The 15,934-nt window shown below is 66.3% G+C and carries 13 protein-coding genes and 1 CRISPR repeat array (1 of these 14 running past the window's edge); of the genes, 6 read left to right on the top strand and 7 right to left on the bottom strand.

Annotation, left to right across the window (positions count from 1 at the left end; genetic code table 11):
* Positions 1-60 precede the first annotated feature (60 nt).
* The 6 genes from C3B44_RS08740 to C3B44_RS08715 all read right to left on the bottom strand — a co-directional run bounded on the left by C3B44_RS08740 (position 61) and on the right by C3B44_RS08715 (position 8,592).
* The gene (locus tag C3B44_RS08740) at positions 61-1,101 is read right to left on the bottom strand and encodes an LLM class flavin-dependent oxidoreductase (RefSeq protein ID WP_108432034.1); all 1,041 of its coding nucleotides are present in this window, start codon (positions 1,099-1,101) and stop codon (positions 61-63) included.
* Positions 1,102-1,138: 37 nt separating this feature from the next.
* Complete coding sequence (gene brnQ, locus C3B44_RS08735) at positions 1,139-2,485, bottom strand: branched-chain amino acid transport system II carrier protein (RefSeq protein WP_108432033.1); 1,347 nt, start codon at positions 2,483-2,485, stop codon at positions 1,139-1,141.
* 80 nt (positions 2,486-2,565) lie between these two features.
* A complete protein-coding gene (locus tag C3B44_RS08730; protein WP_108432032.1) occupies positions 2,566-3,738 on the bottom strand; it encodes a hypothetical protein in 1,173 nt (390 codons plus the stop codon).
* Positions 3,738-5,552: a maltose alpha-D-glucosyltransferase gene (gene treS, locus C3B44_RS08725; RefSeq protein WP_108432031.1), complete on the bottom strand. Its 1,815-nt coding sequence runs from the start codon at positions 5,550-5,552 to the stop codon at positions 3,738-3,740. Before treS ends, C3B44_RS08730 begins: the two co-directional genes overlap by 1 nt.
* A gap of 21 nt (positions 5,553-5,573) precedes the next feature.
* Complete coding sequence (locus tag C3B44_RS08720; RefSeq protein ID WP_108432626.1) at positions 5,574-6,710, bottom strand: MalY/PatB family protein; 1,137 nt, start codon at positions 6,708-6,710, stop codon at positions 5,574-5,576.
* A 10-nt stretch (positions 6,711-6,720) separates the two neighbouring features.
* Positions 6,721-8,592, bottom strand: a complete 1,872-nt coding sequence (locus tag C3B44_RS08715; protein WP_108432030.1) for an ABC transporter ATP-binding protein — start codon at positions 8,590-8,592, stop codon at positions 6,721-6,723.
* A gap of 118 nt (positions 8,593-8,710) precedes the next feature.
* Here C3B44_RS08715 and C3B44_RS08710 point away from each other — a divergent pair, with 118 nt between their 5' ends.
* Entirely contained in the window at positions 8,711-9,265 is a 555-nt protein-coding gene (locus tag C3B44_RS08710) for a hypothetical protein (RefSeq protein WP_108432029.1), read from the top strand.
* A gap of 21 nt (positions 9,266-9,286) precedes the next feature.
* Positions 9,287-9,850 (top strand): isopentenyl-diphosphate Delta-isomerase, encoded by a 564-nt coding sequence (idi, locus tag C3B44_RS08705; protein WP_108432028.1) that lies wholly within the window; start codon positions 9,287-9,289, stop codon positions 9,848-9,850.
* On the opposite strand, the gene C3B44_RS08700 is transcribed toward idi, so the two are convergent.
* Complete coding sequence (locus C3B44_RS08700; RefSeq protein WP_108432027.1) at positions 9,820-11,118, bottom strand: carboxylesterase family protein; 1,299 nt, start codon at positions 11,116-11,118, stop codon at positions 9,820-9,822. The genes idi and C3B44_RS08700 overlap by 31 nt on opposite strands.
* A 38-nt stretch (positions 11,119-11,156) precedes the next feature.
* On the opposite strand from C3B44_RS08700, the gene C3B44_RS08695 reads away from it, so the two are divergent.
* From C3B44_RS08695 to C3B44_RS08685, 4 genes are all read left to right on the top strand, one after another.
* Complete coding sequence (locus C3B44_RS08695) at positions 11,157-13,217, top strand: M3 family metallopeptidase (protein WP_108432026.1); 2,061 nt, start codon at positions 11,157-11,159, stop codon at positions 13,215-13,217.
* Entirely contained in the window at positions 13,214-13,399 is a 186-nt protein-coding gene (locus tag C3B44_RS08690) for a hypothetical protein (protein WP_108432025.1), read from the top strand. The genes C3B44_RS08695 and C3B44_RS08690 overlap by 4 nt, the downstream gene beginning before the upstream one ends.
* A gap of 2 nt (positions 13,400-13,401) precedes the next feature.
* The gene (locus C3B44_RS11795; protein WP_199222464.1) at positions 13,402-13,542 is read left to right on the top strand and encodes a hypothetical protein; all 141 of its coding nucleotides are present in this window, start codon (positions 13,402-13,404) and stop codon (positions 13,540-13,542) included.
* A gap of 636 nt (positions 13,543-14,178) precedes the next feature.
* A complete protein-coding gene (locus C3B44_RS08685) occupies positions 14,179-15,432 on the top strand; it encodes an IS256 family transposase (RefSeq protein ID WP_108430618.1) in 1,254 nt (417 codons plus the stop codon).
* A gap of 41 nt (positions 15,433-15,473) precedes the next feature.
* Positions 15,474-15,934: direct repeats of the CRISPR family, unit length 29 nt; unit sequence GGAAATACCTCCGCGTGCGCGGAGAAGAG (it continues 605 nt past the right edge of the window).

Genomic DNA, 15,934 nt, shown 5'->3' with positions numbered 1-15,934 from the left:
TTCTTTTGTTCCTGATGTCAGGGCGCTATATCGCGTTCGGGCAATATAACGCCTGAGAGCCTACAGGTTACGCGCCCAGTCCCCGGGAGCACCAGCGGTGTCGTTCGGATCCAGGCCCCACGCCTCGGCGAGGATGTCCATCGCCTTGAGGGTGTGGTCGTAGGTCGGGCCCTGCAGGGAGATCATCAGCTCGTCGGCCTTTGCCGTCTCGCTGAACTCCTCGAGGTAGTCGGCGACCTGCTCGCCGGTGCCGGTGGCGGTGTAGCGCAGCATGTCGATCATCTGCCGGCCCTGCGGGGAGGCCACGAGCGAGTCGAGCTGCTCCTCGGTCACCGAGGACCCAGAGCGGGTGATCATCTTGCGCACGCGCTCGCGTTCGACCTTCTCGCGCTGCTTGGCTGCGGCCTCCTCGCTCTCGTCGGCGACCACGTTGACCGCGGCGACGACATAGGGCTCGGAGAGGATCTCTGAGGGAGTGAAGTTCTCCCGGTAGTGCGTGGTGGCCTGCTTGAGGCGCGTCGGCGCGAAGTGCGAGGCGAAGGCGTAGGGGATACCCAGCTGGGCGGCCAGGGAGGCGCCGTACATGGACGAGCCCAGCACGTAGAGCGGGACGTTGGTGCCCTCGCCGGGAACGGCGCGCACGCCGGGGATACGCGAGTGGCCGGAGAGGTAGCCGCGCAGCTCGACGATGTCGTCGGGGAAGTGCTCGGCGGCATCCGGGCTGCGGCGCAGCGCCCGACCCAGGGTGTTCATGTCCGTGCCCGGGGCACGGCCCAAGCCTAAGTCGATGCGGCCCGGGTGCAGCTCGGCGAGGGTGCCGAACTGCTCCGCCACGGTGTACGGCGCGTGGTTCGGCAGCATCACGCCACCGGCGCCGAGGCGAATCTTCTCGGTGTGCGCGGCGACGTGCGCGATGAGGACCGCCGGCACCGACGAGGCGATATGGCGCATGTTGTGGTGCTCGGCGTACCAGATCCGGGAGAACCCCAGCCCCTCCGCCTTGCGCGCAAGTTCGACGGAGCGCTGCATGGATTCACCGGGGGACTCATCCTGGTAGATCGTGCAGAAGTCGATGAGCGAGAGCGGAACGCGACGGGTCAACAGTATCTCCTTCGGTTTCCTTAAAGGTTTTTAGGTTTTATGCCTCCACCCTAGCGCGCTCTGCCGGGGCCCGGTCTTTCTGCACGACATCCAGCACGAACGCGATCACCACCGTGACGATCACCGGCAGGACCCAGCCCAGCGAGAGTGCCTGCATCGGCGCCCAGGAGATCAGCGGCTCGATGATGCTGGCGCCCCAGCCCAGCGAGTGCAGGCTGGTCAGCGCAGACCAGATGACGGCGACCCAGATCGGCAGACGGTAGGTCCAGTAGAAGTGCGGGCGGCCCCGGAAGGCGGGCTCGACGAGCGCGATGAACATCAGGGTGATCGCCGGCGGGTAGATGAAGCTGATGACCGGGGCGGCGACGGCGAGCACCGTATCCAGGCCCATGGTGGCCATAGAGAAAGACATGAGGGCGAAGATCACCGCCCAGATGTGGTAGCGCACACCGGGCAGCAGGGACTCGAAGAACTCGGAGGTCGCGGTGATCAGGCCGACGGCGGTGGTCAGGCACGCCAGCAACACGATGAGGGCGAAGACCACCTGGCCGGGCTGGCCCAAGGTCTGGTTGGCGGCCTCGGACAGCACGTTGGCGCCGTTGTCGAACTGCTCGCCGCCCGGCAGGCGCTGGCCGATAACACCCAGGCCCACGTAGATCAGGGCGAGCAGGATACCGGCACCGATGCCGGCGGCGATGGTGCCGGTGACCAGCGGGCGGCCCTCCTTGACGCCCTGGTAGCGCAGCGAGGAGATGACGACGATACCGAACGCCAGCGCGGCGATCGCGTCCATGGTGAGGTAACCCTCGAGCAGGCCGGTGGCCATCGGGGCCTCGACGAAGTCCTCCGAGGGGCTGCGCTCGATGGTCTCGAAGTTCATCACCGAAAACGCGATCAAGAGGACGAGCAGCAGAACCAGGATCGGGGTGAGGAACTTACCCAGCGTCGAGGAGATCGTCGACGGGCGCCAGGACAGCGCCAGGGCCACGCCGAAGAAGGCGAAGTTAAAAAGCCCCGAGGCGAGCATCGAGTCCCAGCCGAACAGTGGGGTCGCGGCGGTTTCGAAGGCGACGGCGCCGGTACGCGGCAGGGCGTAGAACGCGCCGATGGAGAGGTACGCGAGGATCGGGAAGATCAGCCCGAAGATCCAGCCGGCGCGGTTCGCTAGGTCGCGCACGCTGTTGCCGGACATGGCGATGGCGATGATCGCGATCACCGGCAGCAGCACGCCGGCACCTAAGAATCCGAAGATGGCGGGCCAGAAGTTCTCTCCGGCGCCGATGCCCAGCATGGGCGGGAAGATGAGGTTACCGGCCCCGAAGAACATGGAAAACAGCATCAGGGCAGTGACGACGATGATCGTCGTCCTACTGTTGTTGGCCATGGGAGTTCCTCATTCCAAGTGATCGTGAGTCGTTTCACATCACACTACCCGGATCATCCCATCTGGCGAAACGCTATTTCTCACCCCATGATGCGGGCGAGCGCATCGAGGGGGATCCCGGCCCAGTCCGGGCGGTTGTTGAGCTCGTAATTCACCTCGTACAGCGCTTTATCCAGCAGGTATGCATCCAACAGCGGGGACGGGGAGATGCCGTAGCCCTCGAGCAGCGCCGCGGTGGATTCTTTCACCCACTGCGCCGCATCGACGTGGCCACCGGGGAGGTGCGCGGCATAATCCAGCGATCGTAGCATTCCGGCGACATCGCGCAGCGGGGAATCTGGCAGGCGCCGCTCAGCCAGCGGTCGCGCCGGCTCGCCCTCGAAGTCGATGAGCACGAAGCGATCTGCCGTACGCAGCACCTGACCCAAATGCAGATCGCCGTGGATGCGCTGGACGGTGACCTCGTCGTCGGCCAGCGCGTCATAGCGGCTCAGCACGGCGTCGCGGTAGTCGGCGAGCTTATCGACGCGGCCCAGGTGCTCTGCGGCCTTATCTCGCAGGCGGGAGGTGATCTCGGTGCCGGGGACGGCATGCGTGCCGAAGGCTTCGGCGAGGTGGTCGTGCACGGTGCGCATCGCGGCACCCAAAAGGCGGGCCTCGGCGGCAAAGGAGCGCCCCTCGGCGGCGAAGCTCAACGCGCGCTCGAAGCCGTCGCGTCCGCCGGCGACGTAGTCCTGCGCCATCGCCAAGGTGTATTCCTCCTCGCCGATCCGGTGGCTCACCCAGCCGCGCACGGCGGCGATGTTCTCGCACTCCGGGATCTGGCTGAGCAACTCCACATCGGGTGAGAGCCCCGGCTCCAGCCGGCGAAAGACCTTCACCATGATCGTGCCGGCGCCGGTGGCAGCGTCGCGAAAGACCAGCGAGGTGTTCGACTGCTCGCCCTGCAACGCCGAGCCGGTGTCGGTGTCCTCGATCATCCCGATATCGCCGTGCAAGGTCCCCAGCCCCGCGGGCACCCCGGCGGCGAGCGCTTGGCCGTACTCGGTGGCGACGGCGTCGTCGCCAAGCACATCGCGGCCGTCCTCATCGACGAGCACCTGGTAGAGATCGCGCACCCCGCCGTGGGTGACAGCGACGATCTTTAGGGTGCCGCCGACGGCCGGGGCGGAGGCGACGGTCTCGATATCGTCGATGGGCTCCGACTTCGCGCCATAGAAACGGGCGTTTTTGAGCATTTCTTGCAGGCTCATTACTCGTCCTCCTCGATGCCGCTGAGGTCGAACCAGAAGAAGCCGTGCGGGGCGAGGGTGAAGGTCTGCGGGGTGTCGTCGATCGTCGGGAACTCCTGGCCGCCGGTGAGCTCGCGCGGGGTGACGCCGTCGAACTCGCTGAGATCCAGGCGCACCGCCTGCGGGGAGGCGGAGAGGTTGTTGACGCACAGGATCGTCTCGTCCTTGTACTCGCGCAGGAAGGCGAGCACGGCGTCGTTTCTGGAGTAGAGCTCGCGGTAGTTGCCGCGGCCGAACGCCCGGTACTGCTTGCGCACATGCACGTGCGCCCGCGTCCATTTCAGCAGGGTGTTCTCCCGCTTCATTTGGTTTTCGACGTTCACGGTCTGGTAGCCGTACTGGTCGTTTTGGATCGCCGGCAAGTAGAGCTGCTCCGGATCAGCCTTGGAGAACCCGCCGTTGCGGTCGCTCGACCACTGCATCGGGGTGCGCACGCCGTCCCGGTCGGACAGCCAGATGTTGTCGCCCATGCCGATCTCGTCGCCGTAGTAGAGCACCGGGGAGCCGGGCAGGGAGAGCAACAGGCCGGTGAGCAGTTCGAGCTTGTTGCGGTCGCCGTCGAGAAGCGGGGCCAGCCGGCGCCGGATGCCCACGTTCGCCTTCATCCGCGGGTCCTTCGCGTAGTGGCGGTACATGTAGTCGCGCTCGTCGTCGGTGACCATCTCGAGGGTCAGCTCGTCGTGGTTGCGCAAAAAGATGCCCCACTGCGCGGACTTCGGGATGCTCGGGGTCTCGTGCAGGATCTCCGAGATCGGCGTGCGCACGCCCTGGTGCACCGCCATGAAGATGCGCGGCATCACCGGGAAGTGGAAGGCCATGTGGCACTCGTCGCCGACCTCGGTGTCGCCGAAGTAGTCGACGACCTCGTTCGGCATCTGGTTCGCCTCGGCGAGCAGCACGCGGCCCGGGTACTCCTCGTCGATGACCTGGCGGATCCGCTTGAGGAAGTCGTGGGTCTCCGGCAGGTTCTCGCCGTTGGTGCCGTCGCGCTCGTAGAGGTAGGGCACCGCGTCGAGGCGGAAACCGTCGAGGCCCAGCTCCAGCCAGAAGCGCATGACCTCGAGCATGTCCTCCTGGACCGCCGGGTTATCGAAGTTGAGATCCGGCTGGTGGGAGAAGAACCGGTGCCAGTAGTACTCGCCGCGCACCGGGTCGAAGGTCCAGTTCGACTCCTCGGTGTCGATGAAGATGATCCGCGCCTCGGAATAGCGGGTCGGGTCATCGCCCCAGACGTAGTAGTCGCCATAAGGCCCGTCTGGGTCGTGGCGGGACTCCTGGAACCAGGGGTGCTGATCGGAGGTGTGGTTGACCACCAGATCGGTGATCACGCGGATGCCGCGGCGGTGGGCGTGGTCGACCAGCTCGACGAAGTCATCGACCGTACCGAACTCCGGCAGCACCTCGCGGTAGTTGCGGATGTCATAGCCGCCGTCTTTGAGCGGGGAATCATAAAAAGGCGGCAGCCAGAGGCAGTCGATGCCCAGCCACTGCAGGTAGTCGAGCTTCTCGGTCACGCCCTTCAAAGAGCCGGAGCCGGAGCCCTCGGCGTCGTAGAAGGCGCGCACCAAGACCTCGTAGAACACCGCGTCCTTGTACCACTGGTGATCCGGGCGCTCCCAGGGATTATCGCCGGGAGCTGGAGCGGCGGTCTCATAGGATTCGGCATCGCGCTCGACGATGTGGCCCTCCGCGTCGGTGACCGGGCGCGGGGATTCCTTGCCCGGATCGACCGGGAGCTGGGTGGACTGATTGACGTCGGTGAGGTCTTCGCTCATAGCCACCCAGCGTAGAGAAAACTACTCAGCGTCGCGCACCGCGGCGGCGATCCTGTCGACGGCCTCGCTGAGGATCTCGCGGGAGGTGGCGAAGTTCAACCGGGCGTGGTGCGCCCCGTAGGCGCCGAAGGTCACGCCCTCGTTGAGCGCCACCCGCGCGTGCTCGCGCAGCCACTGCGCCGGCTTCTGCTCCGCGCCGATCGCGGTGTCAGAAAAGTCCAGCCACATGAGGTAGGTGGCCTGCGGCACGGTGCAGCGAATGCCCGGCACGGCCTCTTCGAGCTTCTCGACGAGCCATGTCCGCGTCTGCGCCAGATACGCCACTTGGTCGTCGAGGAAGGAGGAGTCGTCGCGGTAGCACGCCTCGGCGGCGAAGACACCGAGGGTGCCGGTGCCGTCCTTGGTCACGCCGGTCAGCGAGTCCCAGACCTCCTTGTCCTTCTCATTGCTAAAGATCAGCTGGCCGCACTTCAGTCCCGCCACGTTCCAGGCCTTGGAGATGGCGGTGGCGGTCACGCACACCCGGGCGGCGGTGTCGCTGACGGAGGCGGCGACGGTGTGGCTGCCCTCGTAGACCAGCGGGGCGTGGATCTCGTCGACGATGACGCGCGCGTCATAACGCGCCGCCAGCTCGGTGAGCTCGCACAGGAAGTCTTCCGAGTACACCACGCCCAGCGGGTTGGTGGGATTGGCCAGCAAGATGGAGCCGGCGCCGTCGGCGAAAGCCCGCTCCACGGCCGCGAGGTCGATGCCCTCCCGGGAATCCACCTCGATCTTCTGCCTCCCGGCTGCCTTCGGCAGCTGCAGAAACGGCGGGTAGATCGGCACCGGCACGACCACGGCCGAATCCTCGCGCGTCAGGTGCTGGATGGCCAGCAGCATGCCGCGGACCACATCGGGGATCGGCACGACCATCGCCGGATCCGGGCGGTAGCCGTAGCGCCGGTCGTAGAAGTCCGACAGCGCCTGCGGCAGCTGGGAGTTCGACGGGGTGTAGCCGAAGGACTCCTTCTCGACCCGCTCCTTGATCGTGGCCAGCACATGCGGGGCGGTGGCGAAGTCGCTCTCGGCGATCCACAGCGGGATCACGTCCTCGTCGTAGGTGGTCCACTTGCGGGTGGAGCGTTCCTTAAGCTGATTCAGTGTCGGGAAATCCATGTCCCACACCCTACCCGCGCTCCGGTTCCTCCCCGTCGGCGAGAAAACCGAAGCGCTTCAGCCGGGCGCGATCCGCCGAGGAGCTCGACGCCGTCAGCGCCAGCAGTTCGGCGTAGATGCCGCCGGCCGCGGCGAGCTGATCCGGGCTGCCGATCTCGTCGACACGCCCGCCCTGCAAGGTCACGATGGTGTCGACGCCGGCGATCGTCGACAAGCGATGCGCGATGATCAAGGTGGTGCGATTCTTCATCAGCTCGTCGAGGCCCGCCTGCACCGCGCGCTCGGCCTTGGTATCCAGCGCGGAGGTCGCCTCGTCGAGCACCAGCACCGGGGCGTCCTTGAGCATCGCCCGAGCCACCGAGACGCGCTGCTTCTGCCCGCCGGATAACCGCAGGCCCCGCTCGCCGATGACGGTGTCATAGCCTGCGGGAAACTCCATGATGAACTGGTGCGCGTTGGCTCGCTTCGCGACGTCGACGATCTCCTCCTCGCTGGCCTGGGGCCGCCCGTAGGCGATGTTCTCGCGCACGGTGCCCGAAAAGAGATAAGGCTCCTGGAAGACCACCCCGACGGAGGCGCGCAGCGTGGCCGCGTCGACCTCGCTGACATCGCGCCCGCACAGTCGCAGGGTGCCCTCGGACAGCGGGTAGAGCCCGAGCAGCAGGTTCACGATCGTCGATTTGCCGCCACCCGACTCGCCGACCAGCGCGATCTTCTCGCCCTCGGAGGCGGAAAAAGACACCTCGCGCAGCACCGGGTGGCCTTTTTCGTAGGCGAACGTGACGTCATCGAGCTCGATGACCGGCTTCTGCGGCAGCGGGCGCAGCGCCTGCGGGTGAGCGTGCTCGATGCGCGGGGCCTGGGAGGCTTCGGTGGCGGCGACGATCTCCGGGTTCGCGGTCTTTTCGGCCTCTTCCGCCATGACGCGGAAGTAATCCCGCGAGCCGGCGATGGCGCGCTGGGCGGCGTCGACCATGAAGCTCATCATGAACACCGGCTGCTTGGCCATCTGGACCAGCTGGATGAGCATCACCATATCGCCGATGGTGAAATGCCCCTGCAGGGTGCGCGAGAAGATCACCAGGTAGATGCCGAAGAAGATGATCGCCATCGCGGCGCCGCGGGCGGAATCCATCCGGTGCCACCACGAGGACTGCGGCCGGGTGATCTGAACTGTGCGCGCATAACGCTCGCCGAAGTCGGTGAGCTCGCGGGCCTCGGCGACGAAGGACTTGACCACCTTCGCCTGGCTGACGGTCTCCGAAAAACGGCCGTTGGCGAGATCGATCTGGCGATTCTTCTCCGCCTCGTGCGCCTGCCAGCGCGTGGACGTCTTCGCGGTGAGCCACAGGTAGACGGGAAAGAGCAGGCACAACAGCAGCGTCAGCGGCCAGTAGTAGAAGGTGGTGACGATGAGAATCGCCACCACCTGCAGGATCATCGGCACAAACGTGTTCGCCGAGGACTGCAGAAACTGGGTGACCGAGGTGATCGAACGGTCCAGCCGGGCGATGATCGTGCCCGTGACCTGGTTGTCGAAGTACTTCTGCGGCACGGACAACAGCTGGGCGTAGTAGCGCGTCGACAGGATCTGGCGCAGCCGCGCACCCATCACATCGCCAATGTAGCCGCCGAGGTTTTGTACCAGCGTGTGCAGCAGGTCCGCGACCAAGAGCCCGATCGCCAGCCAGATGATTGTCTGCACGACCGCCTCGGTGGCCACCTGGCCGGAGACCGCTGCGACGATGGTGTCGGTGGCCTCGCGCACGATGAACGGCGAGACCATACCGAGACCGGCGACGAGCGCCGCGGACAGGAAGATGCCGAGGTAATAAGGCCACAGCGCCGAGGCGCTGCGCAGGATGGAAACGAGAGAACTCATGATCCTCCGCTGAAGCCGGTGGACGGTTCCACTGGGCGTTGATGACTAGGCAGTGTGGGCAGGCTAGACTTTGCACGATAGTCGAGCCCCCATAACCAGTTCCGCCCGGGAAGGTCATATGACAGTGCACGTCCGCACCCGTAGAACCGCCGCCCTCGTCGGCGCACTGACGGCAACGAGCCTGCTGGTCGCCTGCGCCGACGGCGATACCGTCGACCAGGTGTCCCCGGGCGGCGAGCTGAGCGTGACCACCTCCGAGACCCCCACCGCCGCGGCCGAGGACATCGACCCGGTGCGCCCAGAGGAGATCACCGGCCCCGTCGAGGACCCCGGTTTGGGCGTGACCTGGCATTTCCAGGGAACCCGCGCGGGTAACTACGGCGGCACCGTCGTCACCGTCGCGGTGACCAACGAGAACGAAGAACCGCTGGACCCGGAAGCGATCGGCGAGCCCAGCCTGCGCTACGCCCTCGGCGGCGACCAGGAGGAAGCCCCGCTCTTTGAGACCGAACTCCCCGAAGGCGCCCCGCCGCTGCAAGTGCCGCTCGACCGCCCGCTAGGTGTCGGGGCGACGACGAACCTGCACTTCACCTTCGAGGTCAGCCGCCCGAACCTCTACGACGCCGAATTCGAAATCGGCAACGTGATCTGGGACGGTAACCTCGTTATCTAGAAGCATCCTGATCGGAGATATGTGAATTCCCCGCAGCCTGCCCCGGAACTAGTTGTCCTTGCCGATGAGCACGGACGGCCCGCCGGCACCGCCGTCAAAAGCGAGGTGCACACTGCTGATACCCCTCTGCACTTCGCCTTTTCGGCCTACCTGCTCACCCATGAGGGCACCACTGTTCTGACCCGCCGCGCGCTGAGCAAAATCACCTGGCCGGGGGTGTGGACCAACAGCTTTTGCGGACACCCGCTGCCCGCAGAATCCACCCGCGATGCCGTGATCCGCCGCGCCGGGTTCGAACTCGGCATCGCTGAGGAAGCCATCGCCGAGATCACCGAGGTGCTGGGCGATTTCCGCTACCGTGCCACGGATTCCTCCGGCATCGTCGAGTGGGAGATCTGCCCCGTCTACACCGTGAGGCTGCGACCCGGCGCCACGGTTACCCCGAACCCCGAGGAGGTCGACTCCCACTTCGAGATCACCCCGGCCCGGCTCATGGACGCCGTCGATGCCGCGCCGGGCGCGTTTTCCCCGTGGCTGGTCGAGGAGCTGGCCGATCATCGCTTGCGCAAAGCCTTAGCCGAATAAGCATCCGGAAACGCCAGGCGCACATACCGCAGGGGGTCGCGGGTGGGGGTGAACTGGCCGTCGACAAGCGAAATATCCATCGCCTGGCGGCCGGTGTCTTCGTGATAGGGCTGCCAGCCGGGCTCGCCCGTGCGCGCGAACTCGACGAGCCAGCGGTGCAGCGGGTGCTCGGCGGAACAACCGCCGGAGGCGAACAGCGGCGCCAGCTCGGCGCAGTGTAGAGCAGGCTTATCGACGCCCCTAAACTCCGCCATCCAGACCCGCCCCGGGGCGCCGTCGGCGAGGTATTGCGACCAGCGCCTGATCACCGCATCACCGATGAGCCGGCCGCCGAGGCGGTCGGGGTCGATCGCGCGGGCGGCCTCGAGGTAGGTGGCGGTGGTGCCTGAAAGGCCCAGGGCCCGCGCGGAGAGGCGCGCCATGGCAGGGCCCAGGCCGTGTTCGTCGAGCCAGCGCACCGACGGTTCGTGGTAGAGCTCGTCGCGCGTGGTGGTCACCACGATATCGACGTCCGCCATCGCGGCCGTCTCCAGCGGCCACGGGCCGAGCGCGATGTCGGTGCCCGCCAGGGTGCGGAAGCGCCCGTAGGCCTTGGCGGTCTTTCGATCGTTGACTTTCGTCAACGCCGCGCGGGTCAGCGGCTTGCCGAGCATGCCGCGCAGCAGCTTCTTTCGGTCGTGCCATCCGCGGCGCGGGAAGGAGGCGGAGGCGGCGAGGACGCGTCGAAAAGCGCCGCGGTAGTGATCACGCCGGCACATCCACGCCGCGATACTCGCGCCCGCCGACTGGCCCACGAGCGTGACGTTGGTGGGATCGCCGCCGAAAGACTCGATGTTCTTCTGCACCCACTCCAGCCCGATGAGGCAGTCGTCGATGGCGCGGTAGCGATTTGGTTCGTCGTCGTGGAAGCGGGCCAGACCCTCCAGCATCACCCGGTAGCCGATCTGGACGACGATGACGTCGGAGGAGTACAGGGCGCCGTCGACACGCGGGTCCTCGTGGGTGCCCTCCTCGAAGCGCCCGCCGTGGATATAAACGACGACCGGCTTATCGCGGGTGGCGGTATCCGGGCAGGTCACGCTGAGAGCGATGGCCTCGGGGCGGGCGACGGTCGCATCGATCTCCTCGCCGCCGCGGCGCGGGCGAGGGTCGGCATAGGGGCTTTCGAGCTCGGAGTAGGGGATCGAGTGGAAGCGGCGGGTGCCATCGCCGGGGGTGATCCCGGTGATCGTGCCGGCGGGGCAGGTGACGATCGTGGTGGCGCTCATGCACGCCCATACTAGGCAAGTGGTTACGATGGCGGGTCATGGTTAATAAGAACCCCTTCACCCACCCATCCCAGCTGCCGTACGGCCTGCCGGAGTTCGCGTCGATCACGCTTGCCGACGTCACCCCCGCCGTGCGCACCGGCATCGCAGAGCAGCGCCGCGAGGTCGAGGAGATCCGGGCCCAAGGAACGCCCACCTGGGCAAACACCGTCGAAGCACTCGAGGCCTCCGGGCAGGTGCTTCAGCGCGCCCTCAGCTGGTTTTTCAATCTGCAGGGCACCGACCACACGGAAGCCTTCGACGAGGTCGCCGCAGACATCATCCCGCAGCTGTCCCGGCACACCGACGAGATCTTCGCTGACCCAGAGCTCTACCAGCGCGTGCGCGATATCGACGTTCCCGACGACGAGCAATCCCGCCGCCTCCACGAGCTGCTGTGCACCCGTTTCCGCCAGCGCGGGGCGGGATTGGACGATAAGGACCGTGCCCGCCTCGCGCAGATCAACGCCCGCCTCGCGCAGATCAACGCCCGCCTCGCGCAGATCAACGCCCGGCTGGCCGAGCTTTCCGAAACCTTCGGGCGCAACCTTTTACGCGATACCAACGAGCTCGCCGTGCGTTTCGACTCCGCCGAAGAACTCGCCGGCCTCAGCCCGGCGCGCATCGACGCCCTCTACGACCCGGAGACCGAGCAGTGGGTTTTGCCCGTCGAGTTGCCGACAGTCCAGTCCGCGCTGTCCGAGCTGCGCGACGCCTCCGCCCGCGCCCGGGTGCTGGATGCCTCCCTGGCCCGCGGGCGGGGATCCAACGTCGAGGTGCTGCTGGAGACCGTGCGCCTGCGCGCTGAGAAGGCCCGCCTGCTCGGCTACGACACCCACGCGGATCTGGTCATCGCCGAAGAGACCGCCCCAGATGCCGACGCCGCCCGCGCCCTGCTCACCGATCTCGCCCCCGCGGCCAGCGCCAACGCCGCCGCCGAGCACAAGTTCGCCGCCGAGCGCGCCGGCGGGGAGATCACCGCCGCCGACTGGCCCTACCACGCCGCCCGCCTGCGCGAGGAACAGCAGGGTGTCACCGACGACGACGTCCGCGCCTACTTCCCGCTGCGCCAGGTACTCGTCGACGGCGTCTTCTACGCCGCGCAGCTCCTCTACGGCATCACCGTCACCCTGCGTGAGGACCTCGAGGCCTACCGCGACGACGTCGACATCTGGGAGGTCACCGACCACGACGGCCGCGGCCTCGGCCTGCTGCTCACCGACTACTCCGCCCGCGACTCGAAGCGCGGTGGGGCCTGGATGTCGTCGTTTAGCGACCAAGCCCACCTCACCGACTCCTATCCCGTCGTGGTCAACGTCTTGAGCATCAGCATGCCCACCGACGGCTCGCAGCCCCTGTTGACCATCGACGAAGTCACCACCTTGTTCCACGAGTTCGGCCACGCGCTGCACGGGCTGCTGTCGGACGTGCGGTACCCGTCGATTAGCGGCACCAACGTCCCGCGCGACTGGGTAGAGTTTCCCTCCCAGATCAACGAGAATTGGGCTTTCGACGACGCCGTCGTGCGCCACTACGCCCGCCACGTCGACACCGGCGAGGTCATCCCGGAGGCTTACCTCGAGGCCGTGCGCGAGCAGCAGAAACTCGGCCAAGGCTTCGCGACGGCCGAATACCTCGCCGCCGCCATCATCGACCTCGCGTGGCACTCGTTGAGCCCGAAGGAGGCCGCCGAGATCCACACCCTCGACGACATCGACGCCTTCGAACAGCGCGCACTTTTCGACGCCGGCCTCGACGTCGACGACCTCCACCCCCGCTACCGCTCCACCTACTTCAACCACATCTTCGCCGGCGGCTACTCGGCCGGCTACTACTCCTACCTGTGGGCCGAGGCTCTCGACGCCGACGGCTTCGAGTGGTTCCGCGGCCGCGATGACCTCCGCGCCGCCGGCGAGCACTTCCGCACCCACATCCTCTCGCAGGGCGCGGGCCGCGACTTCGCCTCCGCCTTCCGAGCCTTCACCGGCCACGACCGCGACGTCACCGCCCTGCTCAAGCGGCGCGGACTCTACGGCACGCAGACGGACAGCGCCTCATGAACTGGCTCATCGACGCCCCGCTCTGGGCCCAAATGGCCATCGCGCTCTTGGTGCTCGTCCCCCTCGCCGGGGTAGGGGCCGCGGGGCTGCTCTGGCTCCTCGACACCCTCACCAACCACGGTCTCGCCCTCTACCGACGCCTCCGGGGATCTCGTGCCGACGACCAACCGCTAGACTCGTAGCCATGGCCAACCCCGAACAACTTCGCAAGCAGGACCAGGAGCTGCCCCGCCGGCGTCGCAAGTACCCGCAATCCCGGGTGACGCAGGCGCTCTGGCTGCTCCTGGGACTCGTTCTCGTCGCCTGGTTGATTGGGTTGTTTTAGTTCGGGGGCGGCTCCTTTCGACTTCGGTGTCGGGGAGCGTCGACCAAGGCGAGGCGGTGCCTGCGTCTGCTCCGCCGGCGCTCTTCGAGGCGAGTTCGAATCCGCACTTCTGCCTCACCTGCCACAGCTGAAACTTAACGCCGTTTAACTGGCTCTTCCGGTCGAAAGCAGCCGGTCGAAACGAGCACTGAACTCGACCTCGCGGGACTCGTTTCGGTGCACCTGATTTCGACTTCGCGAGTGGCTCTGCGCAGCGCTCTCCAGCAGTGGCGCGAATTATGCCATGGCATAAAACCCGCCGCGGTCTGCTACGCCCCTGTGGGCACTATGCGGCCGCATAGTTAGTCACGGGGTTCGCGTACCCACGCGCCTATGACTCCGGGGACTACTGGCGGGCGTTCGCCGAGCGGTAGCCACTACCTCTAGGTAACTTGGGTCATATGCACTCACGATCACGTTTCACACCAAAACCATTGCTCACAGTGGCTGCTCTCCTCGCAGCAGTAGTGCCCCATAGAGTGGTGTAACTCGGTGGCCGAGATCGTCTGCAGATTCGTGTTGTGCACGGATGTAGAGCGGCCACCGTGTGATCCTTCGAGTCAACCGTCTAAAGAATCCTCGAATGGAGTCATCACGATGACCGCACCTCATATTGTCGACCCTGCCGGCCTTCTTGGCCAAGCCCTCGCCGAGGCGTCGCCGGATCTGATGCGCGAGCTGCTGCAGACCATGATCAACGCCTTGCTGTCCGCCGATGCCGACGCCGTCTGCGGGGCGGAGTGGAACGCCCGCTCTGCCGAGCGCACCAACTACCGAAACGGCTACCGCCACCGCCCGCTCGATACGCGGGTTGGCACCGTCGACGTGGCGGTGCCCAAGCTGCGGTCGGGGTCCTACTTTCCCGAGTGGCTGCTCGAGCGCCGCAAGCGTGCTGAGTCCGCGCTGATCACCGTCGTGGCGGATTGCTATCTGGCCGGAGTGTCCACCCGCCGCATGGACAAGCTGGTCAAGACCCTGGGCATTGACTCACTGTCGAAGTCGCAGGTCTCCCGCATGGCCGCCGACCTGGATGAGCAGGTCGCCGCGTTCCGGCACCGGCGCCTGGATGAGGCAGGGCCGTTGACTTTCGTCACCGCCGATGCGTTGACGATCAAGGTTCGGGAAAACAAGCAGGTCGTCAAGGCCTCGGTGCTGCTGGCCACCGGGGTCAACGGCGACGGGCACCGCGAGGTGCTGGGCATGCAAGTGGCGACCAGTGAGACCAAGGCCTCGTGGAACACCTTCTTCGCCGACCTGGTCGCCCGCGGCCTGGGCGGCATGCGGCTGGTGACCTCTGATGCGCACGCCGGCCTCGTGGATGCGATCTCGGCGAATCTGCCCGGAGCCGCCTGGCAGCGCTGCCGCACCCACTACGCGGCGAACCTCATGGCGGTGTGCCCGAAGTCCATGTGGCCGGCCGTGAAGGCCATGCTGCACAGCGTCTATGACCAGCCCACCGCAGACGCCGTCAACGCCCAGTTCGACCGACTATTGGACTACACCGAGCACCGGCTGCCCGAGGTCGCCGACCACCTCGGTGACGCTCGAGAGGACCTGCTCGCCTTCACCACGTTCCCCGACGACGTGTGGCGGAAGATCTGGTCCAACAACCCCACCGAGCGGCTCAACCGCGAGATCCGCCGCCGCACCGACGTTGTAGGGATCTTCTCCAACCGGGATGCCATCGTCCGCCTCATCGGCGCCGTCCTGGCCGAGCAGACCGACGAATGGGCCGAAGGACGTCGCTGCCTCGGCCTCGAAGTCCTGAGCCGATGCCGACTCGCCCTGACCACCGACACCAGCTCGCAGACGGAGGTAAACACCGACCCACTGATGCAACTACCCGCCTGAGCACCAACGAAGGATCAAAAACCAGTTACACCACTACCAGGGGCTTGACCTCCGCGTGCGCGGAGAAGAGGCGCACCAGCTCCACCACATCATCAAGATCCAGGAAATACCTCCGCGTGCGCGGAGAAGAGGGAGATTGTAAACCCTCTGTAACCTCCGCAGGGGAAATACCTCCGCGTGCGCGGAGAAGAGGTACCACTGACATCACCTTGGAGGAGAGGTCTGGAAATACCTCCGCGTGCGCGGAGAAGAGAAACTTTCCGAGAAGCACTCAACGACACCCTGGGAAATACCTCCGCGTGCGCGGAGAAGAGGCCCTTTAGAGCGTTTTACACCTCGTTTGTATGGAAATACCTCCGCGTGCGCGGAGAAGAGATCGCGCCCTTGCTGAGCTGTCCGCCCCCGCGGGAAATACCTCCGCGTGCGCGGAGAAGAGTCGCTACGGGTGTTCCCGTTACCGCCCCCTACGGAAATACCTCCGCGTGCGCGGAGAAGAGATCTC

The sequence above is a fragment of the Corynebacterium yudongzhengii genome (assembly GCF_003065405.1).
Lineage (GTDB): Bacteria > Actinomycetota > Actinomycetes > Mycobacteriales > Mycobacteriaceae > Corynebacterium > Corynebacterium yudongzhengii.
The sequence above is the reverse complement of the archived record's forward strand: the minus strand, read 5'-3'. Positions and strand labels throughout refer to the sequence as shown.

Bases quoted from the DNA above. Each gene is read 5' to 3' on its own strand.
- brnQ (WP_108432033.1), bottom strand. From the start codon at position 2,485: ATGGCCAACAACAGTAGGACGACGATCATCGTCGTCACTGCCCTGATG.
- C3B44_RS08730 (WP_108432032.1), bottom strand. From the start codon at position 3,738: ATGAGCCTGCAAGAAATGCTCAAAAACGCCCGTTTCTATGGCGCGAAG.
- treS (WP_108432031.1), bottom strand. From the start codon at position 5,552: ATGAGCGAAGACCTCACCGACGTCAATCAGTCCACCCAGCTCCCGGTC.
- C3B44_RS08720 (WP_108432626.1), bottom strand. From the start codon at position 6,710: ATGGATTTCCCGACACTGAATCAGCTTAAGGAACGCTCCACCCGCAAG.
- C3B44_RS08715 (WP_108432030.1), bottom strand. From the start codon at position 8,592: ATGAGTTCTCTCGTTTCCATCCTGCGCAGCGCCTCGGCGCTGTGGCCT.
- C3B44_RS08710 (WP_108432029.1), top strand. From the start codon at position 8,711: ATGACAGTGCACGTCCGCACCCGTAGAACCGCCGCCCTCGTCGGCGCA.
- C3B44_RS08700 (WP_108432027.1), bottom strand. From the start codon at position 11,118: ATGAGCGCCACCACGATCGTCACCTGCCCCGCCGGCACGATCACCGGG.
- C3B44_RS08695 (WP_108432026.1), top strand. From the start codon at position 11,157: ATGGTTAATAAGAACCCCTTCACCCACCCATCCCAGCTGCCGTACGGC.
- C3B44_RS08690 (WP_108432025.1), top strand. From the start codon at position 13,214: ATGAACTGGCTCATCGACGCCCCGCTCTGGGCCCAAATGGCCATCGCG.
- C3B44_RS11795 (WP_199222464.1), top strand. From the start codon at position 13,402: ATGGCCAACCCCGAACAACTTCGCAAGCAGGACCAGGAGCTGCCCCGC.
- C3B44_RS08685 (WP_108430618.1), top strand. From the start codon at position 14,179: ATGACCGCACCTCATATTGTCGACCCTGCCGGCCTTCTTGGCCAAGCC.